This is a genomic window from Proteus sp. PR00208, assembly GCF_016238545.1.
In the GTDB taxonomy this organism is placed as follows: domain Bacteria; phylum Pseudomonadota; class Gammaproteobacteria; order Enterobacterales; family Enterobacteriaceae; genus Proteus.
In genome coordinates, this window is sequence record NZ_JAEHQE010000005.1 from 46,220 (window position 1) to 68,042 (window position 21,823).

Here is a 21,823-nt window from a genome sequence, read left to right on the forward strand (position 1 = left end):
ACAGGTGTTACAAGATTGATTTTAAAGGTTTTTATCTGTTACACCTTTTGTTTTTAAATGGGTAACAAGGTGTAACACAGCCGATTTGTTACACCTGTTACACCTCTGTTTTTTGAAAGTGTAACAAAATAAAGTCTTATAATTCAACGGTGTAACACCTGTTACACCTGTTACACCTCAAAATAGCAAGAGATGTATTTAATTGGCTTTTTTCTGGCGGGCATAACGCCCGATAAGGAGAAACAAGGTGAAATTAATAAAAGTGCTTTGTCCTGCATGTTCAGCAAAAGCGAAGATCCATTACATTAAAATGAAAGGCGAAAACAATGACCCTGAATTGTATTGTGCTTGTAATGACTTGGAGTGTGGCATGACGTTTGTTTTAGATGTCACTTTTTCACACACATTGAATCCCAGTAAATTAACGCAATCTCTTCCTTCCATTGAACAAGGAGAAAATAGTCATGTTATTTAAAACAACACCGTCTATTTCTGTCGAAGTAAATCAAAATTCAATGGTGATTAATTTATCTGGATTTAGTGCTGAAGATGCAATAAAAATTATTCAGGCTCTTGTATCAGAGCGAGTAAAACATCCATTGTTACCATACCACCCTTGATTTATTTTTTCATTCGATTTCAGTTTGAATTTTCTGTGAACCCGCATGAATTGGGCTTTTCAGTTTTTCATGTGGGGTTTACATTAAAAATAATTCTCACGTAAAGTATGAAAACTCTTTTATTTTCATAGTATTACAAGTCTACTTGCTTCTCTCTTTTTTTCGTCAAACTGAAATAACCTGAAATCCTTTTCAATCATTTCAGTTTGACTCTGACGCAAAGAACCCAGTCACCATGCGCTCTCGCGATATGTTTTGTAAAAAATTCAAACTGAAATAATTTTAAGATCCAAATTGTGCAGGCGGGTGCGGTGTAGTGCATTTTACGTCATATTTTATTTTACGTCGTGGCTCTAGCTGGCGCTGTAATGAATGTAGACAAGCGCGTTTTAAGTATGGCTATTAGGTGGTGTTAGAGGAAAATAACGTTGTAGAGAGGCGTAGAGAGAAGTAAATTTAAGAAGATTTATTAAAGGCTACCCAGCGGTAACTAGATAGCCTTAATTACGGATTCATTAGCCATTCATAAGATTAAGAATGTGTAGAACCAGTTCTAAATTTGCTTTAATCGCAATAAGAACCATGATTGAAGTTTGCAATAGCTTTATAGCTTCATTCATACGTTGTCTTCCTTGACTGTAAGGGAAGACCGATAAATCTAACTATTGCCTTTACATTACCTGTCCAGTTAGATTTTTCATTAGTCAGTTCGTTTAATGAAAATATCGGGCTTCATGTCCTAGGCTACAAATCACCACCACATGTTATTTGTTCAGGGTTTACTACTCTTCTCGTTTAGAAAACGAAAAGACGAAAATCCTTTTTCTTTGTAAGACATTATCTCGATACAACTCACTGACTGTGATTATTATATGATCATTCTTTATATTTTCAATATTGTAATATTATGTTTTAAAAACAGAAAAACCCAACTGGTAAGGTTGGGCTTTTCTGTAATCCGATATTTTCATTAAACGAACACTGTCATTATAACCAGTACAAAATGATAATTCAAGGATAAGCAATAGCCTAATTGATGACTATCTATACAATGTTTGTTTTATAAAAGAGTATGAATTAAGAACGGAAAATATTTAATAAAAGACAGGCTTTAATGCTTCATATTTAGAGTCATGGATTTAATCGTGTGAGTAGAATTGTGTGTAACTCTTATTTTAATATTTTATATTTTCTTTTAAATCAAATAATAGGAGTCCATATGGACTCCTGTGATCTCCGCCACTTTGTATTAACTGATCTTCCAATAAAACCTCTTTTTATTCTCTTATCATATTGTTTTTCAGCAAAATAGTACGTTTGTTATCTATTGGCTGATGCCCTTATTTTTTTATTAAACATGGTATATTGTTGTTCACAGTTTATTCATAACGTATAGAGAGTGGGGATAATTTGATGAGCAAAAATCTTCCTGAAGCGCCACAGGGCGAATTTGTTTTGTTCCGCAGTGAAGATGGTCAGACTCACGTCGAATGCCGCTTTGAGTCGGATACGCTGTGGTTATCTCAATCATCAATTGCTGAGCTGTATGGAAAAGATGTTCGTACAATTAATGAGCATCTTGTTAATATTTTCTCTGAAGGAGAACTTGCTCAAAATGCAACCATCCGGAAATTCCGGATAGTTCGATTAGAAGGAAATCGTCAGGTTTCCAGAGATATAGACCACTATAGTTTACCCGCCATTCTTGCTGTTGGTTACCGTGTTCGTTCAGTTCGCGGTACTCAGTTCCGCCAATGGGCAACGCAAACGCTGGAGCAGTATCTGATCAAAGGGTTTGTGATGGATGATGAACGGCTAAAGAACCCGCCTATCGGTCAGTCTGTTGTGCCAGATTACTTTGATGAGATACTCGAACGTATCCGTGATATTCGTGCCAGTGAGCGACGAGTTTATCTACGGGTGAAAGAGATATTCACCATGGCAGCAGACTACGAACCTTCAAATAAAGAAACCAATCGATTCTTCCAAACCATCCAAAACAAATTGCATTTTGCCTGTACGGGAATGACTGCCGCAGAGCTTATTGCCAGCCGTGCAGATGCGAGTCAGCCAGATATGGGATTAACCAGCTATAAATTTGATGAAGTACGTAAAACGGATGTAACGATTGCGAAGAACTATCTGCGTGAAAATGAACTTAAAGAATTAAACCGTATTGTCAATATGTGGCTCGATTTTGCTGAAGACCAAGCACTGCGCCGTAAGCAAGTTTTCTTACAGGATTGGGATACCAAGCTGGATCAGTTTTTAAGTTTCAACGACCGTGAAGTATTACAAGGCGCAGGTGAAATAAGTAAAAAAGCCGCTGATGAAAAAGCTAAAGAAGTATTTGATATTTTTGCCCAAAAACGTCGTCGATTAAAAGAAATCGAAGGGGCAAGAGCGAATATTGCGGCACTGAAAGATTTGCTAAAAAGAGGTAAATAAAAAAGCAGTCATTCTATTAATTTTTATATTAACTAAATTGTCAGGATCAGTTTTATGGCAGAAGATGAGGTAGCGAATATTGAAGGCGAATTATTTACTGACGGTTCATAACAACGAAAAGTATATTAAGAACCAGCCAGTATTAGTCGATCTTTGCAGGTTTTAGTCGGAGTAATTTTCTAACTAGAAATCAGTCTTAGAAAAACCAGTCATACTATCTAGCCCCATTTCTCTGCCTAATGCTGTCATTGGATGGACAATGATCAAGCCTCGTACGGCTTTCTTCAGCTTGCCAATATCAGCTTGTTCTTTCTTAGTAATGGGGCGTTTGAATGGCATATCTTCTAATTTCTGCGCTTCTTTACTTAGTTTATTGCTACGTACTTCTTTCAAACGAACGATTTCAGTTTCCAGTTCTACTTTTTCTTTCTCAAACTCTGCGTATTTTTCTGCTTCGTCTGTCAGCGAGATATTTGCCATTTTGTGACGAATAAGATCTAAACGGTCGCTAAGGAGTTTGATTTTTGCTTTTTCGATTTCTTTCATTATTAATTAACCGTGAACAAATTTCTTGTTGGCAAGTATACACCATTCTGCATAGGAGCATGAAAAGGGGGACGAATTAAAGCAGACATCACATTCATTATTTTTTCTTGTTCAGCATCGATTTTAAATCAGCAAACGGATTATAAGTGGCTGCGCCTACATCGTCTTGTGCATCTTCACCCGCGACAACGGTTGTACCGTATTGGTCTGCTTCTGTATATTTCGAGTGTTCATGATCATGGCAAAACAGACACAATAACTCCCAGTTACTGCCATCTTCTGGGTTATTGGTATGGTCGTGATCAATATGATGAACGGTTAATTCACGTAGATTGGAATAAACGAACTCACGAGCGCAACGCCCACATACCCACGGATAGATTTTCAGCGCTTTTTCACGGTAGCCACTTTCCAACCGTGCATAGTTTTTGGGGATCAGAGCCATTGTTATTACCTGTTATAAGAGAAAGTTTGACGATAGTTTTTCCAATATACTCTGAATGCACTCATTGGTTCAAATCTCACAAGGCCTATTTCTTCTAATAAACAACCACACTCACAATCTGATGCACTCTTGGAAATTACAGGTATAATTTCAAAAATTATTTAGCAGATTTAGGCATAAAAATGGCAAAACTTACCTTACAAGAACAAATGTTAAAAGCAGGGCTTGTGACCAGTAAAAAAATGGCGAAAGTTCAAAGAACGGCGAAAAAATCACGCGTTCAGGCACGAGAAGCAAGAGAAGCCGTGGAAGAAAATAAAAAAGCCCAACTTGAACGCGATAAACTGCTTAGTGAGCAACAAAAACAAGCCACTTTATCTAAAGAGTATAAAGCGCAAGTTAAGCAACTTATTGAGATGAATAGAGTTACGCCAGCAAAAGGCGATATTGATTTTAACTTCACTGACAATAATGTGATTAAAAATATCGTGGTGGACAAACTGACACAATCTCAATTGATTAATGGACGTCTCGCCATTGCGCGTCTGGATAGTGCAGATAAAACGGAATATGCGATTATTCCAGCAAGTGTTGCGGATAAAATTACACAAAGAGATGTGGACTGTATCTTGTTAAATAACGCACTTAGCGAAACAGAACAAGATGAAGACGATCCTTATGCTGATTTTAAAATCCCAGATGATTTGATGTGGTAATAAGCAAAGTAGCTTATTACCTCAAAGACATAGTCTGTATAAGCATTGTGCTTTATACTGCATCTGGAAATTTTTGTAGATAAACGATTAAGTAGGCGATAATGGCAATGAACGGAATAATCACAAAGTGGTTTGAAGATAAAGGTTTTGGATTTATTAAAGATGAAAACGGTGATAACCGTTATTTTCATGTGATTAAAGTTGCCAACCCTGCTTTGATAAAAACAGATGCAAATGTCACGTTTGAACCAACCACAAATACTAAAGGTTTATCTGCTTACGCTGTGAAAGTGATCCCAGACAGCAAATATGTCTATATTGCAGGTGAGCGAGTTAAACTGACATCCATTAAATCATTTCGAATTTATAGTGAAGATGTGCCCGCAGATACGCATATCAATAAAGAAAACACCGTACTTTCTGTCGGTACTTTAATGAATAGCATCAGACCAAAATCAGCGGATGACGCCAATAATATGCGTACGTTGAGAAAGCTTGCAATCACCACAATGCACGGAACAGAAATAGTTTTTACTGAAGATGAACTTGATATCGATGAAACTGTGAAAGCACTTAAACTGTAAATATCGATATTTAAAACGGGCTCTCGCAGCGCGCTTTTATGGGTGCTTGGCTAATGGGATGAACAAAATGAAGTTCACTCGCATGAAGCATAAGTCGCGGAGTCCGTTCAGTTCCTTCTATTCCTTCAATTAAATCTCCGTCGCACCCACCATATAAATCACAACCTAAAATAGGATGCCCTATAAACTGGCTGTGAATACGAAGTTGATGAGTTCTCCCTGTTTCAGGCATAAATTGTACTCGCGTTAAAGGCAATAACGTTCCATCTTCTAACGTATGATAAAAACGTTCAATAACGTGGTAGCGAGAGCGCGCGGGTTTGCCATTAATGGGGCTAATCGACATACGTGGGAACAGAGCCGTATCTTTTGCAATCGGCGCATCGATTATTCCTTCATTATCATCTAAATGCCCGCACAGTAGCGCGCTGTATACTTTGGTTACACTGCGCTGGCTAAATTGCTGACACAAAAGAGCATTGATTGTTTTATTGCGTGCCACAACCATCAATCCAGATGTACCAAAATCAAGTCGATGAACAAGCGTACAACCCGGAAATAGCTTCACTAATCGATAGTGTACTGAGTCGATGTTTTGTGGATTCTTTCCTGACAGACTGAGTAGCCCTGTTGGCTTATTGATAAGCACTAAGTGCTCGTCTTGATAAAGGATCTCGATTTCATCATGGCAAGGTGGGGCAATAAAAGTATCGATAATCGTAGACATCAGCTTATCCGCAGAAAAAGAAGGAAATGGATGATAGCGAATTTTAGGTTAACAGGCGAATGTAGAGATATACTCTTAGTAATTTGAATACGACGAGTATAAACGTTAATCCCTGAGGACAACCGATGAACAATGACATTCATTTTAAATATTATGACATGGTAGAAGAGTATGCGATGGAATCGATAGAGCCTGTTGCTGAGGCTGAAGCAGATGCGCTGGCTCTCTACTTCCAGTTACTACTTACACGATTAATGAATAACGAAGAAATTAGCGAAAACGCACAGCAAGAGATGGCAAAAGAAGCGGGTATTGATAAAAAACGCATTGATGATATCGCCATGTTTCTTAATCGCTGGGGTAACGAATAATACGTATTGGGCTCATTAAAAAATGGGCTCAATATTATCCTAATTCACAAAATGTCACTCTGATCCTACATAACTGTATGATTTAACGTATACTCGTTATGCACTTTATTTCACATAAACTCGTAAAAAATAACCGAACTGCTTTTTTGATGTTTGCTGTTTTCATTAGATATTTTAGATTAATTTATTGGGTGAGATATGCTGGATTTTTTAAAAAATTATGACAATTTGACGATCAGCGAAAAGAAAGTATTAAAATATCTCACCGATAATATTGCGGATATTCCGTATTTAAATATTAATGATTTAGTCGCCAAAACCTTTGTATCAAAAACGGTTATCATTAATTTATCGCAAAAATTAGGATTTAGTGGATTTAAAGAGCTTAAATTCCAAATTAATAATTATATTTTGACGAAAAATAAAGTCGAAAAAACGAATGCGGCATCTTATAAAAAACAATTAGAAAAAAATATTCATAAAACATTTACCTTAATTAATGAAGAACAAATTCAGGAGTGTGCAAAAACCTTACGCCATTCTAGAAATATTTTTATTGTTGCAAGAGGTACAAGCAAAGCCGTAGGGTATTACCTTGAACACCTATTGTTTGCATTAGGTCTGCATTGCTTTTTTATTAATGATTACAACTTATCTGATTCGTTTACACGTCTTGTTAATGAAGATGACACGGTTATCTTTATCTCTCTTTCTGGTGGCACTAAGAAAATCATCGAGACAGCAAAAATCGTGCAGCTAAAAGATGCTAACATCATTAGTATGACAGCATTTAATACCAATGAATTAACCACTTATGCAACTCATGCTCTATTTTGTTTTGCTGATAATCATGATACTAAAAAAGATGATACCAAATCACGAATTGGATTTTTTATGCTGGTGGATTTACTGATTAATGAGTTAGAAAATCTACTTTAAAAAGGGATAATAGAGCTTATATGATTTATTAAATACTCTTTTTAATTATTAAAGCGTGAATAATATTAATATATCTTGTTAGATTAATCGTTATTTATTCTAAAATAGCTTTTCTTTTCAATCTTACTTCTCAACCCTAAAATAAATATTATTTAATAGAATAAAAGGATTTATTCATTGTTCTTTATTACATCGATAATTAACAAAAAGACCTAAGTCATAAAATATGACCTGAGATAATATTTAAAACCAGCGCGTCATTCATTTCCTATAATCCCTAAGATAGAGTACCTCTGTAATTCTTTTATATTCGAGAAGTCATAAGGAAAAAAATATGGCCAGGAAAAAGTTCAGCGAATCTATTCAGCGCTTTGGTAGAACCCTACTTCTACCTATCGGCGTATTGGCACCAATCGGTATGATATTGGGGATCAGTGGTGCTTTAGTTCAGTCTTATATGATTGCACGCTTTCCTTTCTTAGGAAATGAAACCGTCAACGCATTGTTAGTGAGTATCCGTTCTATTGCGGGCGTTGTGTTTGACAATATCCCTCTCTTATTTGCAATGGGTGTGGCATATGGTATGAGCCACAAAGATAAGGGGATAGCGGTCTTTGCCTCTGTTGTCGGCTATTTAACCTTGATAAGTACTATCAATATCTGGCTGGTATTGACAGGAAAATTGGCTGATCCTGCGATTATGACGCAAGTGGGGCAAATCAAGGTGCTTGGTATCCAAACCATGAATATCAGTGCAGCAGGGGGGATTATCACGGGATTAATCGCCGCATGGGCAACGGATAAATTCTATAACCTGGAATTACCAACTGCATTTGCTTTCTTCTCAGGGAAAAAATCTGTCGCCATTATTATGGTCGGATTGATGATAGGCGTAGGCGCATTATTGCCATTTATTTGGGAAGTATTAGTCATGGGCTTAACTAAGCTCTCGGCTGTCTTCTTAAGCCCTGTCGGGCCTTTCTTTACCGCGGGTGGTGAACGTCTATTTATTCCATTTGGTTTACACCATGTTTGGAACGTTCTGTTTAGATTTACCGAAGCGGGTGGCTCTTATGTTATTGAAGGTCAAACCTATGTGGGTGTTGTGCCAGCAATGACCGAAGTATTGTTTAATCAAGGGCCAAGTAGTGAATATTGGGCAATGATGCCAAGCCTAACGCGCTTTATGGCTCAACAACAAATGTTGGTTACGTTGTTCCTATTCCCTGCGATTGCATTAGCAATTTATAAAACCTCGAAGAAAGAAAATCGCGCTGAAGTTAAATCGATGCTGGTGACGATGGTCTTAACGGCAATGTTAGGTAACGTTACTGAGCCACTTGAATTTACTTTCGTCTTTATCGCGCCGTTACTCTACTTAATTTACGCGATTATCGTCGGTATTGGCGCTGTTCTGCTCTCTTTTGCGGGAGTTGCGATTGGTTATATTCGAGGCACAGTCTTTGATTTCACCATCTTTGGTTTACTGTACGAACATACTAACTGGATCTTCTTAGTGTTGATTGGTAGCGCACTGGCTGTTGTGACCTACTTTATTTTCTACTGGGCTATCGTCAAATTTGATATCAAAACACCAGGTAGAGAAGAATCAAGCAATATGAAAAATACGTTAATCAAAGAAAAACGTTATGGCGAAATTGCAGAAATTCTTATTCAAGCGTTAGGTGGCAAACAAAATATTCGTAATGTTGATAACTGTATTACACGATTACGTATCGATATTAATGAAGTTAATCAAATAGATAAAGAGTTAATGTTAGAGTCTGGCTGTACAGCATTCTTCTTTCCGGCAGCAAACCATGTCCATGTCGTTTATGGCCCTAAAGTCGAATTTGTTCGCAATGCTGTTGATGAAGCAATGAAGAAATAAAAGGATACATGATGAGAGCGTTATACGATTCTAAAAGTAAAACAATCGACGATCGCGGTATAAAAAATCTGCTGTCCAATGAAGCGAAATATTCAACTTGGTTGATGTTTGAAGCCATGTTAGCGCAAGCACAAGCTGAATACGGTTTTATTCCACAGTCTGCCGCAGATGAAATTAAAGAAAAGGCGATTATTGAGAATATCGATTTCGAAGAGATGAACCGTATTTATCAAAAAATCGGTCATGGCTTTGTGCCTTTCTTAAAAGTACTGGTGAATGCATGCTCTGAAGAGAGTGGTAAATATGTGCACTACGGCATTACCACTCAAAATATACAGCAAAGTTCACAGCTGTATATGATGAAAACGGTACACAACAAATTTATGTTGTTGTTAAGCGAGATCATCGAAAACTTATCAAATCTCGCTGAAAGAACCAAACATATGGTGATGGCAGGTAGAACACACGGTCGCCATGCTATTCCAATTACTTATGGTTATAAAGTGTCTGTTTGGATCAGTGATTTTATTGATTGCTACCAGCGTATGAAAGAGTGTGAAAAGCGTGTATTCACTATCATGATGGGGGGCGCAGTAGGTGCTTTTAACTCCATGCCTGAAGTGGGGATGAAAGTACAAAAACGCGTTGCTGAATTAGTGGGTATGCAAGCAATGGAAGTCCCATCACGTAACCTAAGTACGCATAAATTAGAGTACATGATGAATTTGGCATTGATGGCAAATATCTGCCATAAAATGGGTGAAGAAGTGTATAGCACCACGTTAGAAGAAATTGCTGAAGTTTCTGAAGGATTTACAAAAGGCACTGTGGGTAGTAGCACGATGCCTCATAAAATTAATCCAAAATTAGCCAAAGGAATTATCGCTAACTCACAAAAACTTTACTCATTACCGAATGTGGGCATGTATTCCGCAGTAAGACCATACGAGGGCGATAGCAGCTCTTATATGTTATTCGATGGCTTAATTGAAGAAGCATTAGAATTAACAACAGAAATTTTGCTAAGAACGGAAGAGCTTTCAAGAACCATCGTTCCTCATGAAGAGAGAATGCTACATAACGTGATGAGAAATAAGGGTTTAGATAATACCGAATACGTTATGATGAAAATGGCAGAAAAATTAGGCAAAGATAAAGCGCATTCATTGTTATATGAAGAAGCCATTAAAACGGCGGCAGATGGTGAAGATTTTTACACTAATCTGATGAAGAATGAAACCATTACAGCGGCATTTAATGCAGATGAAATTAAGGCAATGCTTGATCCTCGTTCTTATATCGGTTTATCTGTTGAACTTGCTGAAAAAGAAGCAAAACGTGGATTAGTGGCGGCTCAAGAAATTAAGCAAAGCTATAAATAAGTCGTAAAAGTTATCAAGTATCCATCAATAAATCATTATCAGTTAAGTCGAGAGCCACTCATTTTGAGTGGCTCTTTTTGCTGATGACTAACCAATCAAACCATGCACTAAAATAATCCCGATACAAATTGGCCCAATATAACGCCATACCAATAATAAGCTTTGACGTTTTAATCCTGTGATATTTTCAGGAATAAAGGCATTCGCTCTACGTGACCAACCAAAGATTAAACACATTGCAATACCAAACAGTGGCATCAAAATATTAGAAGTCAGGTAATCCAACAAATCGAAGACTGTTTTGCCCCCCAGCGTCACGTCACTCATCGGTCCAAAAGATAATGACACTGGAATACCCATCAACATAATCGATGCGGTTACGACTAACCCTGCACGACGGCGTGTCCACTGAAAACGCATCTGTACGTAAGCGACGATATGTTCCAGTAATGAAATTGCAGAAGTTAACGCTGCCATTAATAACAAGACAAAGAACGTCACGGCTAAAATATTGCCACCAGGTAAGTTAGCAAAGTAAACTGGCATGGTCATAAAGGTTAAACCTGGGCCCGCATTAGGCTCTAAGCCTGCGGCAGATAATGCAGGGAAAATCATTAATCCGGCAAGTACACATACCATACAAGACAGAATAACCACCCACATACTGGAGTTAGCGATACCTTTATTATCCGCTAAATAAGCACTGTAAGTGATGTGAATACCTAAACCGATAGACAGTGAGAAGAAGGCTAACCCTAACGCATCTAATACGCCTTGAGGGGTTAATTTGCTGAAATCAGGGTATAAAAATAATTTTAAGCCTTCAGAAGAACCAGGTAAGCTAATACCAACAATAATCAATAAAATCATAATGATAAATAACATTGGCATCATGATTTTAACGGCTTTTTCTAATCCGCGTTGTACACCTGCTAAAACCACAAAACAGGTTAATCCAGCAAAAGCAAGGTGAGCCAAAATAGGCCATAAAGGATCACTAATAAAGCGGGTAAAAATACCCGTTAATTCAGCGCTATCTGTAATATTCAACTGACCTGTTGCCGCCATAACGGTATAGCCAATTGTCCAACCACCGACAACACTATAGAAGCTATAAATACACCATGAACTGAATACACCAATAACGCCAATGATGACCCAATTGCGCCCCATCATTTTCTTAAATGCATTAACTGCTTCGGCGTGTGTGCTACTGCCTAATATATTTTCAGCCAGTAATACCGCAAGCCCGATAATAAAACTAAATAATAAGAAGACGATTAAGAATGCACCACCACCATTATTGGCAGCGACATAAGAAAACTTCCAGATTGCGCCAATACCGATTGCAGAGCCTGCGGCTGCTAAGATATGGCCGACTCGTGATGTCCATTGCTGGCTCATTTTGCCTCCGATTTAATTATTTTAGTGATGGAGGTAGCTGGCAAACAACGAATTGCAGATAACACATTGTAATTCATAACCTTTGTGGTGAAACTAAACATCATAGAACTCCCCTAAAAAATCAGTTCCACCAGTAGGTTACAAACAAAAAAACCACCTTACTGGTGGCTTTTGCAAAAGATGAATAAGCGTGGCCACCTAACGAAGTAGTAGTAGGTTTAGGCCTAAAAGTCGGTTGTTAGTGTTCATATTCATCTTTTTGCTCTTTATTGAAATGGATATCATCGCAATGCAATATGAAATATTGTTTTCAAAATGCGTATTTGTTATTTATATCATAAATTCAAACTAAAGAAATAAATTTTATTGGAATTCAGTGTTAATTTTTATTTCTAAATGTTTTTCTGATGCCAATAGATAAATGTCGTAATAAGTCATGGAATTAACCTTATTTGTGTAAGGTGAGCATCAGCAAAAATGTCGAAACGGTTATTAAACATTATTTTATTTTTATATCTTATTGATTATATTTAAAAAATTTAATTGGAATAATTCCTGATTAATTGAAAGTTCTTTATGACTCTTTTACTCCCTAGTTAGCACACAAGGTGAAAATGGGGATTAAATCGATTAAAAAGGCTCTTGAAATAAAACTCCATTCTTATCTCTTTTATAAAAAAATTTTACTGTAAAAGAAGTAACATTATATTCTGCATAAAATCTCAACAATAAATTATTGTGACTACTTTTTATTCCAATGTCAGATTTTTATTCCTAAATTTGATTTAAGGAAAGTTATAAAAATATAAGGCTAAAAAATAGACATTTTGATCGTCTTCACAATTCAGAAAAGATCGATTTGAAGTTTAACTCCGAAAATAATTATATATTGGAGTGATCTTCAATATACAAAAAACACCCTACTTGATGACAATAATAAGAGCTAATAAGTATGAACAGAATAAAGAAAATATCTTACGCCTGTCTCTCTGTAATGCTAGTGTCAGCAATATTCACCTCTACTAGCTTTGCAGAAAAACTTCCTAACTTACCTGTCACATTTAAAAGTGGGGCAGGAACAATCAACAAAAATGTTATTTATATTGGTTTAGGCACAGCAGGAAAATCTTGGTATAAGCTTGATCTTAATAATCAAACAAAACAATGGGAAAAAATAGCAGACTTTCCTGGTACACAAAGAGATCAGGCCATTGCACTAGCATTAAATAACGATATTTATGTATTTGGTGGTGCGGGAAAAGAAAATAAAGAGAGTGAAACTATTAGTGCACTCACAGAAGTTTATCGTTATTTACCTAAAGAAAATAAATGGGAAAAAGTGAATACGCGAGCGCCTTACGGATTAGTTGGGCATGCTGGTATCAATATTAACAACCATGAAGCTATTATTCTTGGTGGTGTTAATCAACAAATTTTTGATGGTTACTTTGTTGATTTAAACCGCACCAAAGAGAATGGATCTGAAAATAAAAAAGTCATCAGTGATTATTTTAATAAACCTGCGGAAGGTTACTTCTTTAATCGAAATATAATGGAATATAACGCTGAAAGTAATCAATGGCGATTATTAGGTGTTATGCCATTTAATGGAACGGCGGGTTCGGCATTAGCTTATGATGGTAATAAAATCACCTTAATAAATGGTGAAATAAAACCGGGATTACGAACCAGTGAAGTACAAACAGCGACATTTAAAAACAACCAATTACAATGGAACACGGTAGCACAAAAGCTACCAAATCCTACACCTGATCAGCAACAAGACGGCTTAGCAGGTGCATTTGCGGGTTACAGCATGCACACCTTGCTGGTTGCTGGAGGGGCTAATTTTCCGGGTTCTCAGGCAAACTATGCACAGCAACATTATTTTGCACACCAAGGACTAGAAAAAACATGGCATAAAGAAATTTATGGCTTTATTAATAATCAATGGAAAGTCATTGGCGAATTACCGCTTCCTCTTGGCTATGGTGTCACTATCTCACATGATAATTCACTTTATTTAATCGGAGGTGAAACAAATAAAGGTGAAGCTGTTAATTCAGTTATTACTTTAACGATGAAAGATAAACAATTAATTATTGAATAATCTCTCCCTACATATAAATTAAAATAACCCATTAAGACCCCTGATTTATTCAGGGAGTCTTACCTATTTAGGTAAATATTATGGCAAATAAAAAGAAAAAACTTTTATTGGCATGCTGTACTTTATTAATGTCATCTCAATTATATGCGACTACATTAGACTTCCGTCATGAATATGCAGATTCGACACGAATTAATAAAGATAGAATTGCATTTATTCATTCTTTTTCAAATGGTATTGGTTTTTATATTGATGCGAGTGTCAAATCAGGTGGTGTTGATGGTGAAAAAGATAAATTATTTAGTGATGTTGTTAATAATGCCATTGAAATGGGGTTAAGCTACAATCATAAATTAAATAATAATGTCACATTACAACCTGGTCTTATTTTCGAAACAGTTACCGATACTTCTATATATAAACCTTATTTAAAAGCACAATATAATTTTGATAGTGGTTTATATATTGCAGGGCGTTATCGTTTTGATTATGCCCGTAAAACAAAACAGGGTGTTGATGACGAAAAGACAAATCGTTTTGATGGTTTTATTGGTTATAAATATAACAAATTTAAAGTGGAATATGACTACACGCAAATGTATAGCGATGCCATAAAATACGATAATAAAAAACGTAATTATGAGCATAACGTCGCTTTCTCTTATCAAATCAACAGCACATTCACGCCTTATATTGAAATTGGCAATATGGCAGTAAGCCCACTTAGTGATGCTCGTCAGACGCGTTATCGTGTTGGGTTACAGTTCCATTTCTGATTTTACTTAATGAAAACAAAGTAAAAAAACAGGAAGAGTGGTGGAGACATCATTCTTCCTTTTTATTTTGTTTATTTATCAGTTGGTTATATGGCTGTGGTTATTGTTTGATCTTCTTCACAAATTGTTATTTTTTTGATTGAGAAATTAAACTCCGTAAAATATTATAATTTGGAGTTGTGTTTCAAAAAAGAGAACAGTGAGTTCAAAATGGCGCTAATTGAAAAAATGACTAAGGATATTCAGCAAAAAGGCGGATTAATCGTGTCTTGCCAGCCAGTTGATAATAGTCCAATGGATAAGCCCGAAATTGTCGCTGCTATGGCTCAAGCCGCAGTAAATGCAGGTGCAATCGCAGTACGTATTGAGGGAATTGATAATTTAAAAGCAACGCGTCCTCTTATTGATGTGCCGATTATTGGCATTGTGAAGCGTGATTTGCCTGATAGCCCTGTAAGGATCACACCGTGGCTCAGTGATATTGAAGAATTAGCCACCGCAGGTGCAGATATTATTGCTTTTGATGGTACTGATCGTGTGCGTCCTGTACCCGTGAAAACGTTATTAGCTCATATTCATCGTTTAGGAAAATTGGCGATGGCGGATTGCGCCACCTTTGACGAAGGCATGTATTGCCAAGAGTTGGGCACCGAATTTATTGGTTCAACGATGTCGGGCTATACCGGTGGCGAAATACCAAAGCTGCCTGATTTACAGCTGGTCACTGCATTGGCTGAAAAAGGATGCCGAGTGATTGCTGAAGGGCGTTATAACACACCGATGATGGCAGCAAGAGGTATGCATGCGGGTGCTTGGGCTGTCACTGTAGGCTCTGCATTAACACGTCTTGAGCATGTCTGTGATTGGTTCACTCAAGCATTAAAGTGGCAGCAGGAGTTAGATAAATGAATACATTAGCCATTGATATTGGAGGAACAAAAATTTCGGCAGCATTAATTAGCCGAGATAACCAATTGACACAACATACGCAGATCACCACACCCGCAAGTGCATCACCAACACAACTTTATGAAGCACTCGTTGCTATTACGACACCACTAAAAAACCATGCTGATAGTGTTGCCGTGGCATCAACAGGCATTATTTGTAATGGCATTTTAACGGCTCTGAATCCGGATAACTTAGGCGGATTAAAGGATTTTCCTTTAAAAGAAACGTTATCTGCGATCACGGGGTTGCCATGTTGGTTACTGAATGATGCTCAAGCCGCAACATGGGCTGAATATGATTATCGTCGTGAAACTATTTCTGATATGGCGTTTATCACTGTATCGACAGGTGTTGGCGGTGGCGTTATTCAACAAGGACAACTTTTTACAGGAAAACGAGGTATTGCAGGCCATTTAGGTCACACCTTAGCAGATCCTCATGGCCCACGTTGTGGCTGTGGTCGCTATGGTTGCGTTGAAGCCATCGCTTCAGGTCGTGCGATTGCCGCACAGGCAACTGGAGAGCTTGCAGGAAAAGATGCTAAAGCGATTTTTGCTGCCTTTCATCAGGGAAATTCACAAGCAAAATCAATTATTGAGCACTCAGCAAACACAATTGCAAATTTGGTAACAGATATTAAAGCCACAACCGATGCCGATTGTGTCGTTCTTGGCGGTAGTGTTGGGCTAGCGAAAGGGTATATAGAACTCGTTCAAGCAGCCATGACACAACAGCCATTAGCATTACAAGTGCCGATTTTATCGGCTCACTACCATCATGATGCCGGGCTCTGGGGCGCTGTCCTGTGGGCTAGAGAGCAATAAAAAACTGTCGTAAAACTTACCTTTTACCCTACATATGGCAGGACTAAAAAATGCAATTACATGATTTTGGTTTCATTAATTATGCAGTGCTGTTTGGTTATTTAGCAGCAATGCTACTCGTTGGTGTTTATTTCTCTAAACGTCAAAAAACCGCGGATGATTATTTCCGTGGCGGAGGTCGCGTTCCTGGTTGGGCTGCGGGTGTTTCCGTCTTTGCAACCACATTAAGCTCGATTACGTTTATGTCTATTCCTGCAAAGGCTTATACCTCAGACTGGACTTTCATTATTGGGCAATATTTAGCGATCGCTATTTTGCCATTAGTCTTTTATTTCTATATTCCGTTTTTTAGAAAATTAAAAATCACCTCGGCTTATGAATATTTAGAAGCGCGTTTTGATATACGCAGCCGTTTATTTGCCAGCCTTTCATTTATGTTATTCCATATTGGTCGAGTGGCAATTATTACTTATTTAACTGTACTTGCTTTGCGTCCTTTTATGGGTATCGATCCCGTTGTATTAATTGTGCTGATTAGCTTGCTATGTATTGTTTATACTTGGATGGGCGGCATTGAAGGCGTTATTTGGACTGACGTTATTCAAGGGTTATTACTATCAGGTGGCGCAGTGCTTATCTTTATTATGATCTGCTTTAAAGTTGATGGCGGAATTAGTGAAATTTTCACTGCAACATCACAGGCAGATAAATTCTTCCCTGCGACACAATTACGTTGGAGTTGGACTGATAGCACCATTCCTGTTTTGATGATCGGATTTTTATTCGCGAATATTCAGCAATTTACCGCAAGTCAGGATGTCGTACAGCGTTATATTGTGACGGATTCCATTGAAGAAACTAAGCGTACACTGATAACAAACGCTAAATTAGTTGCCATTATTCCTATTTTCTTCTTCGCTATTGGCTCGGCCTTGTTTGTGTATTACAAACAGAATCCTAGTTTCTTACCTGAAGGCTTTAATACAGGTGGTATTCTACCTCTATTTATTGTGACCGAAATGCCTGTCGGTATTGCTGGATTAATTATCGCTGCTATTTTTGCTGCGGCTCAATCGAGTATTTCGAGTAGCTTAAACAGTATTTCAAGTTGCTTTAACTCAGATATTTATACTCGTTTAAGTAAAGTAGAACGCCGTGCTGAACAAAAAATGAAAGTCGCAAGATTAGTGATTATCGTAGCGGGTGTGTTCAGTAGCCTTGCCGCAATTTGGTTAGTTTTATCTGATGAGTCTGAAATTTGGGATGCCTTTAACAGCCTGATTGGCTTAATGGGTGGCCCAATGACAGGTCTGTTTATGTTGGGTATTTTTGTTAAACGTGCCAATGCAGGCAGTGCCGTGGTGGGTATTATCGTCAGTATTATTGCGGTATTAGCGGCTCGTTATGGCAGTGATCTTAACTTCTTCTTCTACGGTGTGATCGGTGCAATGTCTGTGGTAATAGCAGGAACAATCACAGCGCCTCTTTTCGCCTCAGCAAAACAAATTTCATTAGATGACAATGAAACATCAGGGAATTAATAGGGGATAACCTATGTTATTTGGACACATATCAGATTTGGCTTTGATGCCAGAAATGAATTCAACACTGCGTAACGCGATGGAAAAAGCACTCGCACTTGATCCCGCATCTCTCGCACCGGGTAGTTATAAAATTGACGGTGAAACGTTGTTTATGAATGTGATGACGTTTGACACGCAGCCTCGTGAGCAAAAACGTGCAGAGTTACATCAGCGTTATATTGATATTCAGATATTGCTATCTGGTGAGGAAATTATTGATTTTGGTATACAGGGCTCAGCTCAAGATGTGACGCCTTATAATGAGGCTGATGATTATCAACTAACCGATACAATAATAGGTCAACAGACCTTAACGCTTACACCAAGCATGTTTGCTGTTTTTATGCCTTATGAACCTCATAAACCGGGAATTTCGGCTGAAAAGGGTGCAAATACACTGAAGAAAGTAGTCGTTAAGTTGGATGTCGCCGCATTGACTGACTAACAATTACTGTTTTTATTAAGCGCTTTATTTCTGATGTATCAGTAAGTTGTATTCTGATGATATAAGGAATAAAGCGTTTTTTATTATCACATTATTGTATGAGCAAGGCTTTTTTTAACCTGTTGGAATTGGTACTCTTGTTAGCAGAATTTTTTCCGTGTATCCGCTGCAACCAAGGATAATCTCCATGACAGAACAGGCAACGACCCGATTAAAGCCGGGTAAAATACTTGATACGCTAGGCGCAATGAAAAATAGTCTAACGCGAGTATCACAGCGTATTGCAGACTATATCCTGTTCCATCCTACAGAAGTTACTCAGCTCTCTATTGCTCAACTTTCACAAGCGACAAAAGCGGGTGAAGCGACGGTTGTGCGTTTTTGTCGCACATTGGGTTATAAAGGGTTTCAAGATTTTAAAATGGATTTGGCGATTGAAATGGCGACCTCTGATAATGAAGAGTCACCTATTCTTGATGCAGAAGTCACTCATCAAGACGATATCCATACCATTGGTTTAAAACTTCAAGCAACGATTAATAACGTACTATCAGAGACATTGAATCTGCTCGATATGAAGCAAGTTCAAGGCGCTGTAGATGCTTTATTGTCAGCAAATTATATTTTTATCTGTGGTGTTGGTTCTTCAGGTATAACGGCGGAAGATCTAAAAAATAAATTAATGCGAATTGGTTATCGTGTTGATGCGGTGACAAATAACCATTTTATGTATATGCAAGCCTCGTTATTAAAACCGGGTGATGTTGCTATTGGTATTAGCCACTCAGGTAATTCACCAGAAACGGTTCATTCCCTTAAATTGGCAAAAGAAGCGGGAGCCCATACCATTGCACTGACTCATAATTTGGGTTCACAAATTATGGAACATGCGGACTATCATTTGATTAATGGTAATCGACAAGGGAAATTGCAAGGCGACTCTATTGGCACAAAAACAGCACAACTCTTTGTGTTGGATCTCCTCTATACCTTGTTAGTTCAAGCTCAACCAGAAATGGTCAAGGAGCAAAAACTACGAACACTGAATGCGTTAAAACAGACTCATTCCGCGTAAGCTCATTTCTGCATTGTGTGATTTTTTGCGAAAATTGGCGAAAGATCACACTTTCATTTTTCTCTTCCTTTAACGCTCATTTCGTTATTGCGTTCTGAAGTATAGCTCTCTAATATAGAGTCAAACTCCATAAATTAAACAATAAAGAAATTAACCTCCAAAGGAAGTGATCATGAACAAACTCTCTGGACTGATTGCCGCACCTCATACCCCATTTGCGACTGACGGTAGCGTTAATTATCCTGTCATTGATGAGATAGCAAAACACCTTATAGCAAGCGGTGTGACGGGTGCTTATGTATTAGGAACAACGGGTGAAGGTATTCATTGCTCTGTTGAAGAACGTAAGAAGGTAGCCGAACGCTGGGTTGATGCCAGTCAGGGTAAACTAGACCTTATTATTCACACGGGTGCATTGAGCATTGCGGATACACTAGAACTTGCTCGCCATGCTGAGACATTAGATATCAAAGCAACATCAGTGATTGGTCCTTGTTTCTTTAAGCCAGGCAATGTTGATGACTTGGTTGAATATTGCCGTTTAGCCGCCACCAGTGCGCCATCAAAAGGTTTTTATTATTATCATTCCACGATGTCAGGCTTAAGCATTGATATGGAAAAATTCTTACAAGCTGCGGGTAAAGCTATCCCAAATCTATCAGGTATGAAATTTAACTCTCCTGATATGTATGAATTCCAGCGTTGCTTACGTGTAGATGGTGGAAAATATGACATCCCATTTGGGGTTGATGAATTTATTCCTGCTGGATTAGCCTGTGGTGCATTAAGTGCAGTCGGCAGTACTTATAACTATGCTGCGCCATTATACCTTGAAATTATTGAAAAATTTAAAGCGGGTGATCATGAAGGTGTGACCGCTTGCATGGATAAAGTGATTGCGATTATTCGTGTGTTAGTCGAATACGGCGGCGTTGCGGCAGGAAAAGTGGCAATGCAACTGCATGGTATTGATGTGGGCTCTCCTCGTCGCCCATTACGCCCAATGACCGCAGAGCAAACAGCAGATGCTCTCGCGAAGTTTAAAGCTGCTAATTTTCTGTAATTGATTTGATTTTGATTGAGTATTTATAGATAGCCCATTTTTAACATCTCCCCCATTGATGTGACAGTGGCTTTTAGATGAAAGCCACTTTTTATTATTCACTCTGCAACTTGATTTTAAATTTCACTCCAACCAAAGTAATAGCAATAATTATATTCTTTACTTAGGTGCATTTATGGCATGCGAATTCCTGACACAAGCAACACTCAAAAAATTGTCAACAGGTGAAATTTGGCAACGACAAATCAATGATGAAAGTATTTTTGATGTCAGCTTAAATGCGGGGCAATTAATGATTTGTCAGCCTGAAATTGAGGAAAGCTTTATTCCCTTTAGCCAGAAGCTAATGGCTTATTGTGAACCGCTTGCACTTAAGTTTCCATTTATTGAATTTGCTCAGCCACAAGAATTTCATTCCACATTATTAACGATTTTTAATCAACAAAATGAACAGTTTAAACTGCAACGACCCGGATTATTGGCGTGGTGCCATGAGATTGCCCAAATCTTTAATCAAACAAAACGAATTGAAATTTCATTTAATAACGTTGTGTTAACGTCTAATGGTAGTGTGATATTAACGGGCGTTTCAAAGGAATTAGAACAATTTAGACAAAAGGTTTATCAGCAGATCCCCATTGATAACACCCTTCATAAAAATATTATTCATATCACGCTTGGGCGATTATGTGAAAATAGGTCATCAGCAGAAATGAGGACGCTTTATGATGAGTTAGAACAGAGCCGATCATCATTAATGTTTTATGATATTAATACCTCTATCGTTATTCGACATCCAAAATTTGTGGTGAGTAAAGGTTCTCTTTCATCTGAAGTGCAATTAGGTTTAACGATGGAGTTTAATCAGTTATGGCCATTTAGGTGTTATTAATAATAAATATTAAATAGCCTTTTTCTTTTTG

The 21,823-nt window shown here is 37.7% G+C and carries 22 protein-coding genes; 18 read left to right on the forward strand and 4 right to left on the reverse strand.

Going from position 1 to position 21,823, the window contains the following annotated elements; translation table 11 throughout:
• Positions 1-247 precede the first annotated feature (247 nt).
• From JEP36_RS05445 to JEP36_RS05455, 3 genes are all read left to right on the forward strand, one after another.
• Positions 248-475 (forward strand): ogr/Delta-like zinc finger family protein, encoded by a 228-nt coding sequence (locus tag JEP36_RS05445; RefSeq protein ID WP_198629958.1) that lies wholly within the window; start codon positions 248-250, stop codon positions 473-475.
• Positions 465-620 carry a hypothetical protein gene (locus tag JEP36_RS05450; RefSeq protein WP_198629959.1) on the forward strand — a complete coding sequence of 52 codons (156 nt, stop codon included), beginning with the start codon at positions 465-467 and terminating at the stop codon, positions 618-620. The genes JEP36_RS05445 and JEP36_RS05450 overlap by 11 nt, the downstream gene beginning before the upstream one ends.
• 1,413 nt (positions 621-2,033) lie before the next feature.
• Complete coding sequence (locus tag JEP36_RS05455) at positions 2,034-3,068, forward strand: virulence RhuM family protein (RefSeq protein ID WP_198620147.1); 1,035 nt, start codon at positions 2,034-2,036, stop codon at positions 3,066-3,068.
• 183 nt (positions 3,069-3,251) lie between these two features.
• On the opposite strand, the gene JEP36_RS05460 is transcribed toward JEP36_RS05455, so the two are convergent.
• Both JEP36_RS05460 and yajD read right to left on the reverse strand, forming a co-directional pair.
• Entirely contained in the window at positions 3,252-3,614 is a 363-nt protein-coding gene (locus tag JEP36_RS05460; protein ID WP_198620146.1) for a YibL family ribosome-associated protein, read from the reverse strand.
• A gap of 97 nt (positions 3,615-3,711) precedes the next feature.
• On the reverse strand, positions 3,712-4,059 hold the full coding sequence (yajD, locus tag JEP36_RS05465; RefSeq protein ID WP_006534437.1) for an HNH nuclease YajD: 348 nt from the start codon (positions 4,057-4,059) through the stop codon (positions 3,712-3,714).
• A gap of 182 nt (positions 4,060-4,241) precedes the next feature.
• On the opposite strand from yajD, the gene JEP36_RS05470 reads away from it, so the two are divergent.
• Positions 4,242-4,775, forward strand: coding sequence for a DUF2058 domain-containing protein (locus tag JEP36_RS05470; protein WP_196533887.1), 534 nt, complete (start codon positions 4,242-4,244; stop codon positions 4,773-4,775).
• A gap of 101 nt (positions 4,776-4,876) precedes the next feature.
• The gene (locus JEP36_RS05475; protein WP_109374180.1) at positions 4,877-5,359 is read left to right on the forward strand and encodes a cold-shock protein; all 483 of its coding nucleotides are present in this window, start codon (positions 4,877-4,879) and stop codon (positions 5,357-5,359) included.
• Positions 5,360-5,369: 10 nt separating this feature from the next.
• On the opposite strand, the gene JEP36_RS05480 is transcribed toward JEP36_RS05475, so the two are convergent.
• A complete protein-coding gene (locus JEP36_RS05480; RefSeq protein ID WP_198629960.1) occupies positions 5,370-6,086 on the reverse strand; it encodes an RluA family pseudouridine synthase in 717 nt (238 codons plus the stop codon).
• 125 nt (positions 6,087-6,211) lie between these two features.
• Between JEP36_RS05480 and JEP36_RS05485 the strand changes: the two genes are divergently transcribed.
• From JEP36_RS05485 to JEP36_RS05500, 4 genes are all read left to right on the forward strand, one after another.
• Entirely contained in the window at positions 6,212-6,457 is a 246-nt protein-coding gene (locus JEP36_RS05485; RefSeq protein WP_198620143.1) for a DUF2543 family protein, read from the forward strand.
• A gap of 198 nt (positions 6,458-6,655) precedes the next feature.
• Entirely contained in the window at positions 6,656-7,396 is a 741-nt protein-coding gene (locus JEP36_RS05490) for a MurR/RpiR family transcriptional regulator (protein ID WP_109374182.1), read from the forward strand.
• A gap of 334 nt (positions 7,397-7,730) precedes the next feature.
• Positions 7,731-9,287 carry a PTS transporter subunit EIIC gene (locus tag JEP36_RS05495; RefSeq protein WP_109374183.1) on the forward strand — a complete coding sequence of 519 codons (1,557 nt, stop codon included), beginning with the start codon at positions 7,731-7,733 and terminating at the stop codon, positions 9,285-9,287.
• Positions 9,288-9,298: 11 nt separating this feature from the next.
• Positions 9,299-10,669 (forward strand): class-II fumarase/aspartase family protein, encoded by a 1,371-nt coding sequence (locus JEP36_RS05500; RefSeq protein ID WP_198620141.1) that lies wholly within the window; start codon positions 9,299-9,301, stop codon positions 10,667-10,669.
• A gap of 87 nt (positions 10,670-10,756) precedes the next feature.
• Here the strand turns inward: JEP36_RS05500 and JEP36_RS05505 are convergent, their stop codons facing one another.
• Positions 10,757-12,073, reverse strand: coding sequence for a sodium-dependent transporter (locus JEP36_RS05505; RefSeq protein WP_198620140.1), 1,317 nt, complete (start codon positions 12,071-12,073; stop codon positions 10,757-10,759).
• A 952-nt stretch (positions 12,074-13,025) separates the two neighbouring features.
• On the opposite strand from JEP36_RS05505, the gene JEP36_RS05510 reads away from it, so the two are divergent.
• The 9 genes from JEP36_RS05510 to JEP36_RS05550 all read left to right on the forward strand — a co-directional run bounded on the left by JEP36_RS05510 (position 13,026) and on the right by JEP36_RS05550 (position 21,792).
• Positions 13,026-14,183 (forward strand): N-acetylneuraminate epimerase, encoded by a 1,158-nt coding sequence (locus tag JEP36_RS05510; protein ID WP_198620139.1) that lies wholly within the window; start codon positions 13,026-13,028, stop codon positions 14,181-14,183.
• 80 nt (positions 14,184-14,263) lie between these two features.
• Positions 14,264-14,959, forward strand: a complete 696-nt coding sequence (locus tag JEP36_RS05515; protein WP_109373765.1) for an oligogalacturonate-specific porin KdgM family protein — start codon at positions 14,264-14,266, stop codon at positions 14,957-14,959.
• A gap of 210 nt (positions 14,960-15,169) precedes the next feature.
• Complete coding sequence (locus JEP36_RS05520; RefSeq protein ID WP_109373764.1) at positions 15,170-15,868, forward strand: N-acetylmannosamine-6-phosphate 2-epimerase; 699 nt, start codon at positions 15,170-15,172, stop codon at positions 15,866-15,868.
• A complete protein-coding gene (gene nanK, locus JEP36_RS05525) occupies positions 15,865-16,734 on the forward strand; it encodes an N-acetylmannosamine kinase (RefSeq protein WP_109373763.1) in 870 nt (289 codons plus the stop codon). Before JEP36_RS05520 ends, nanK begins: the two co-directional genes overlap by 4 nt.
• Positions 16,735-16,784: 50 nt before the next feature.
• Entirely contained in the window at positions 16,785-18,275 is a 1,491-nt protein-coding gene (locus JEP36_RS05530) for a sodium:solute symporter (RefSeq protein WP_198620137.1), read from the forward strand.
• Between the two features lie 13 nt (positions 18,276-18,288).
• Positions 18,289-18,762 (forward strand): N-acetylneuraminate anomerase, encoded by a 474-nt coding sequence (gene nanQ, locus JEP36_RS05535; protein WP_198620136.1) that lies wholly within the window; start codon positions 18,289-18,291, stop codon positions 18,760-18,762.
• Between the two features lie 187 nt (positions 18,763-18,949).
• Entirely contained in the window at positions 18,950-19,837 is an 888-nt protein-coding gene (locus tag JEP36_RS05540) for a MurR/RpiR family transcriptional regulator (RefSeq protein WP_109373760.1), read from the forward strand.
• 172 nt (positions 19,838-20,009) lie between these two features.
• Positions 20,010-20,900: a dihydrodipicolinate synthase family protein gene (locus tag JEP36_RS05545; RefSeq protein WP_198620135.1), complete on the forward strand. Its 891-nt coding sequence runs from the start codon at positions 20,010-20,012 to the stop codon at positions 20,898-20,900.
• Positions 20,901-21,075: 175 nt separating this feature from the next.
• Positions 21,076-21,792: a hypothetical protein gene (locus JEP36_RS05550; protein WP_198620134.1), complete on the forward strand. Its 717-nt coding sequence runs from the start codon at positions 21,076-21,078 to the stop codon at positions 21,790-21,792.
• The last annotated feature ends 31 nt before the right edge of the window (positions 21,793-21,823 follow it).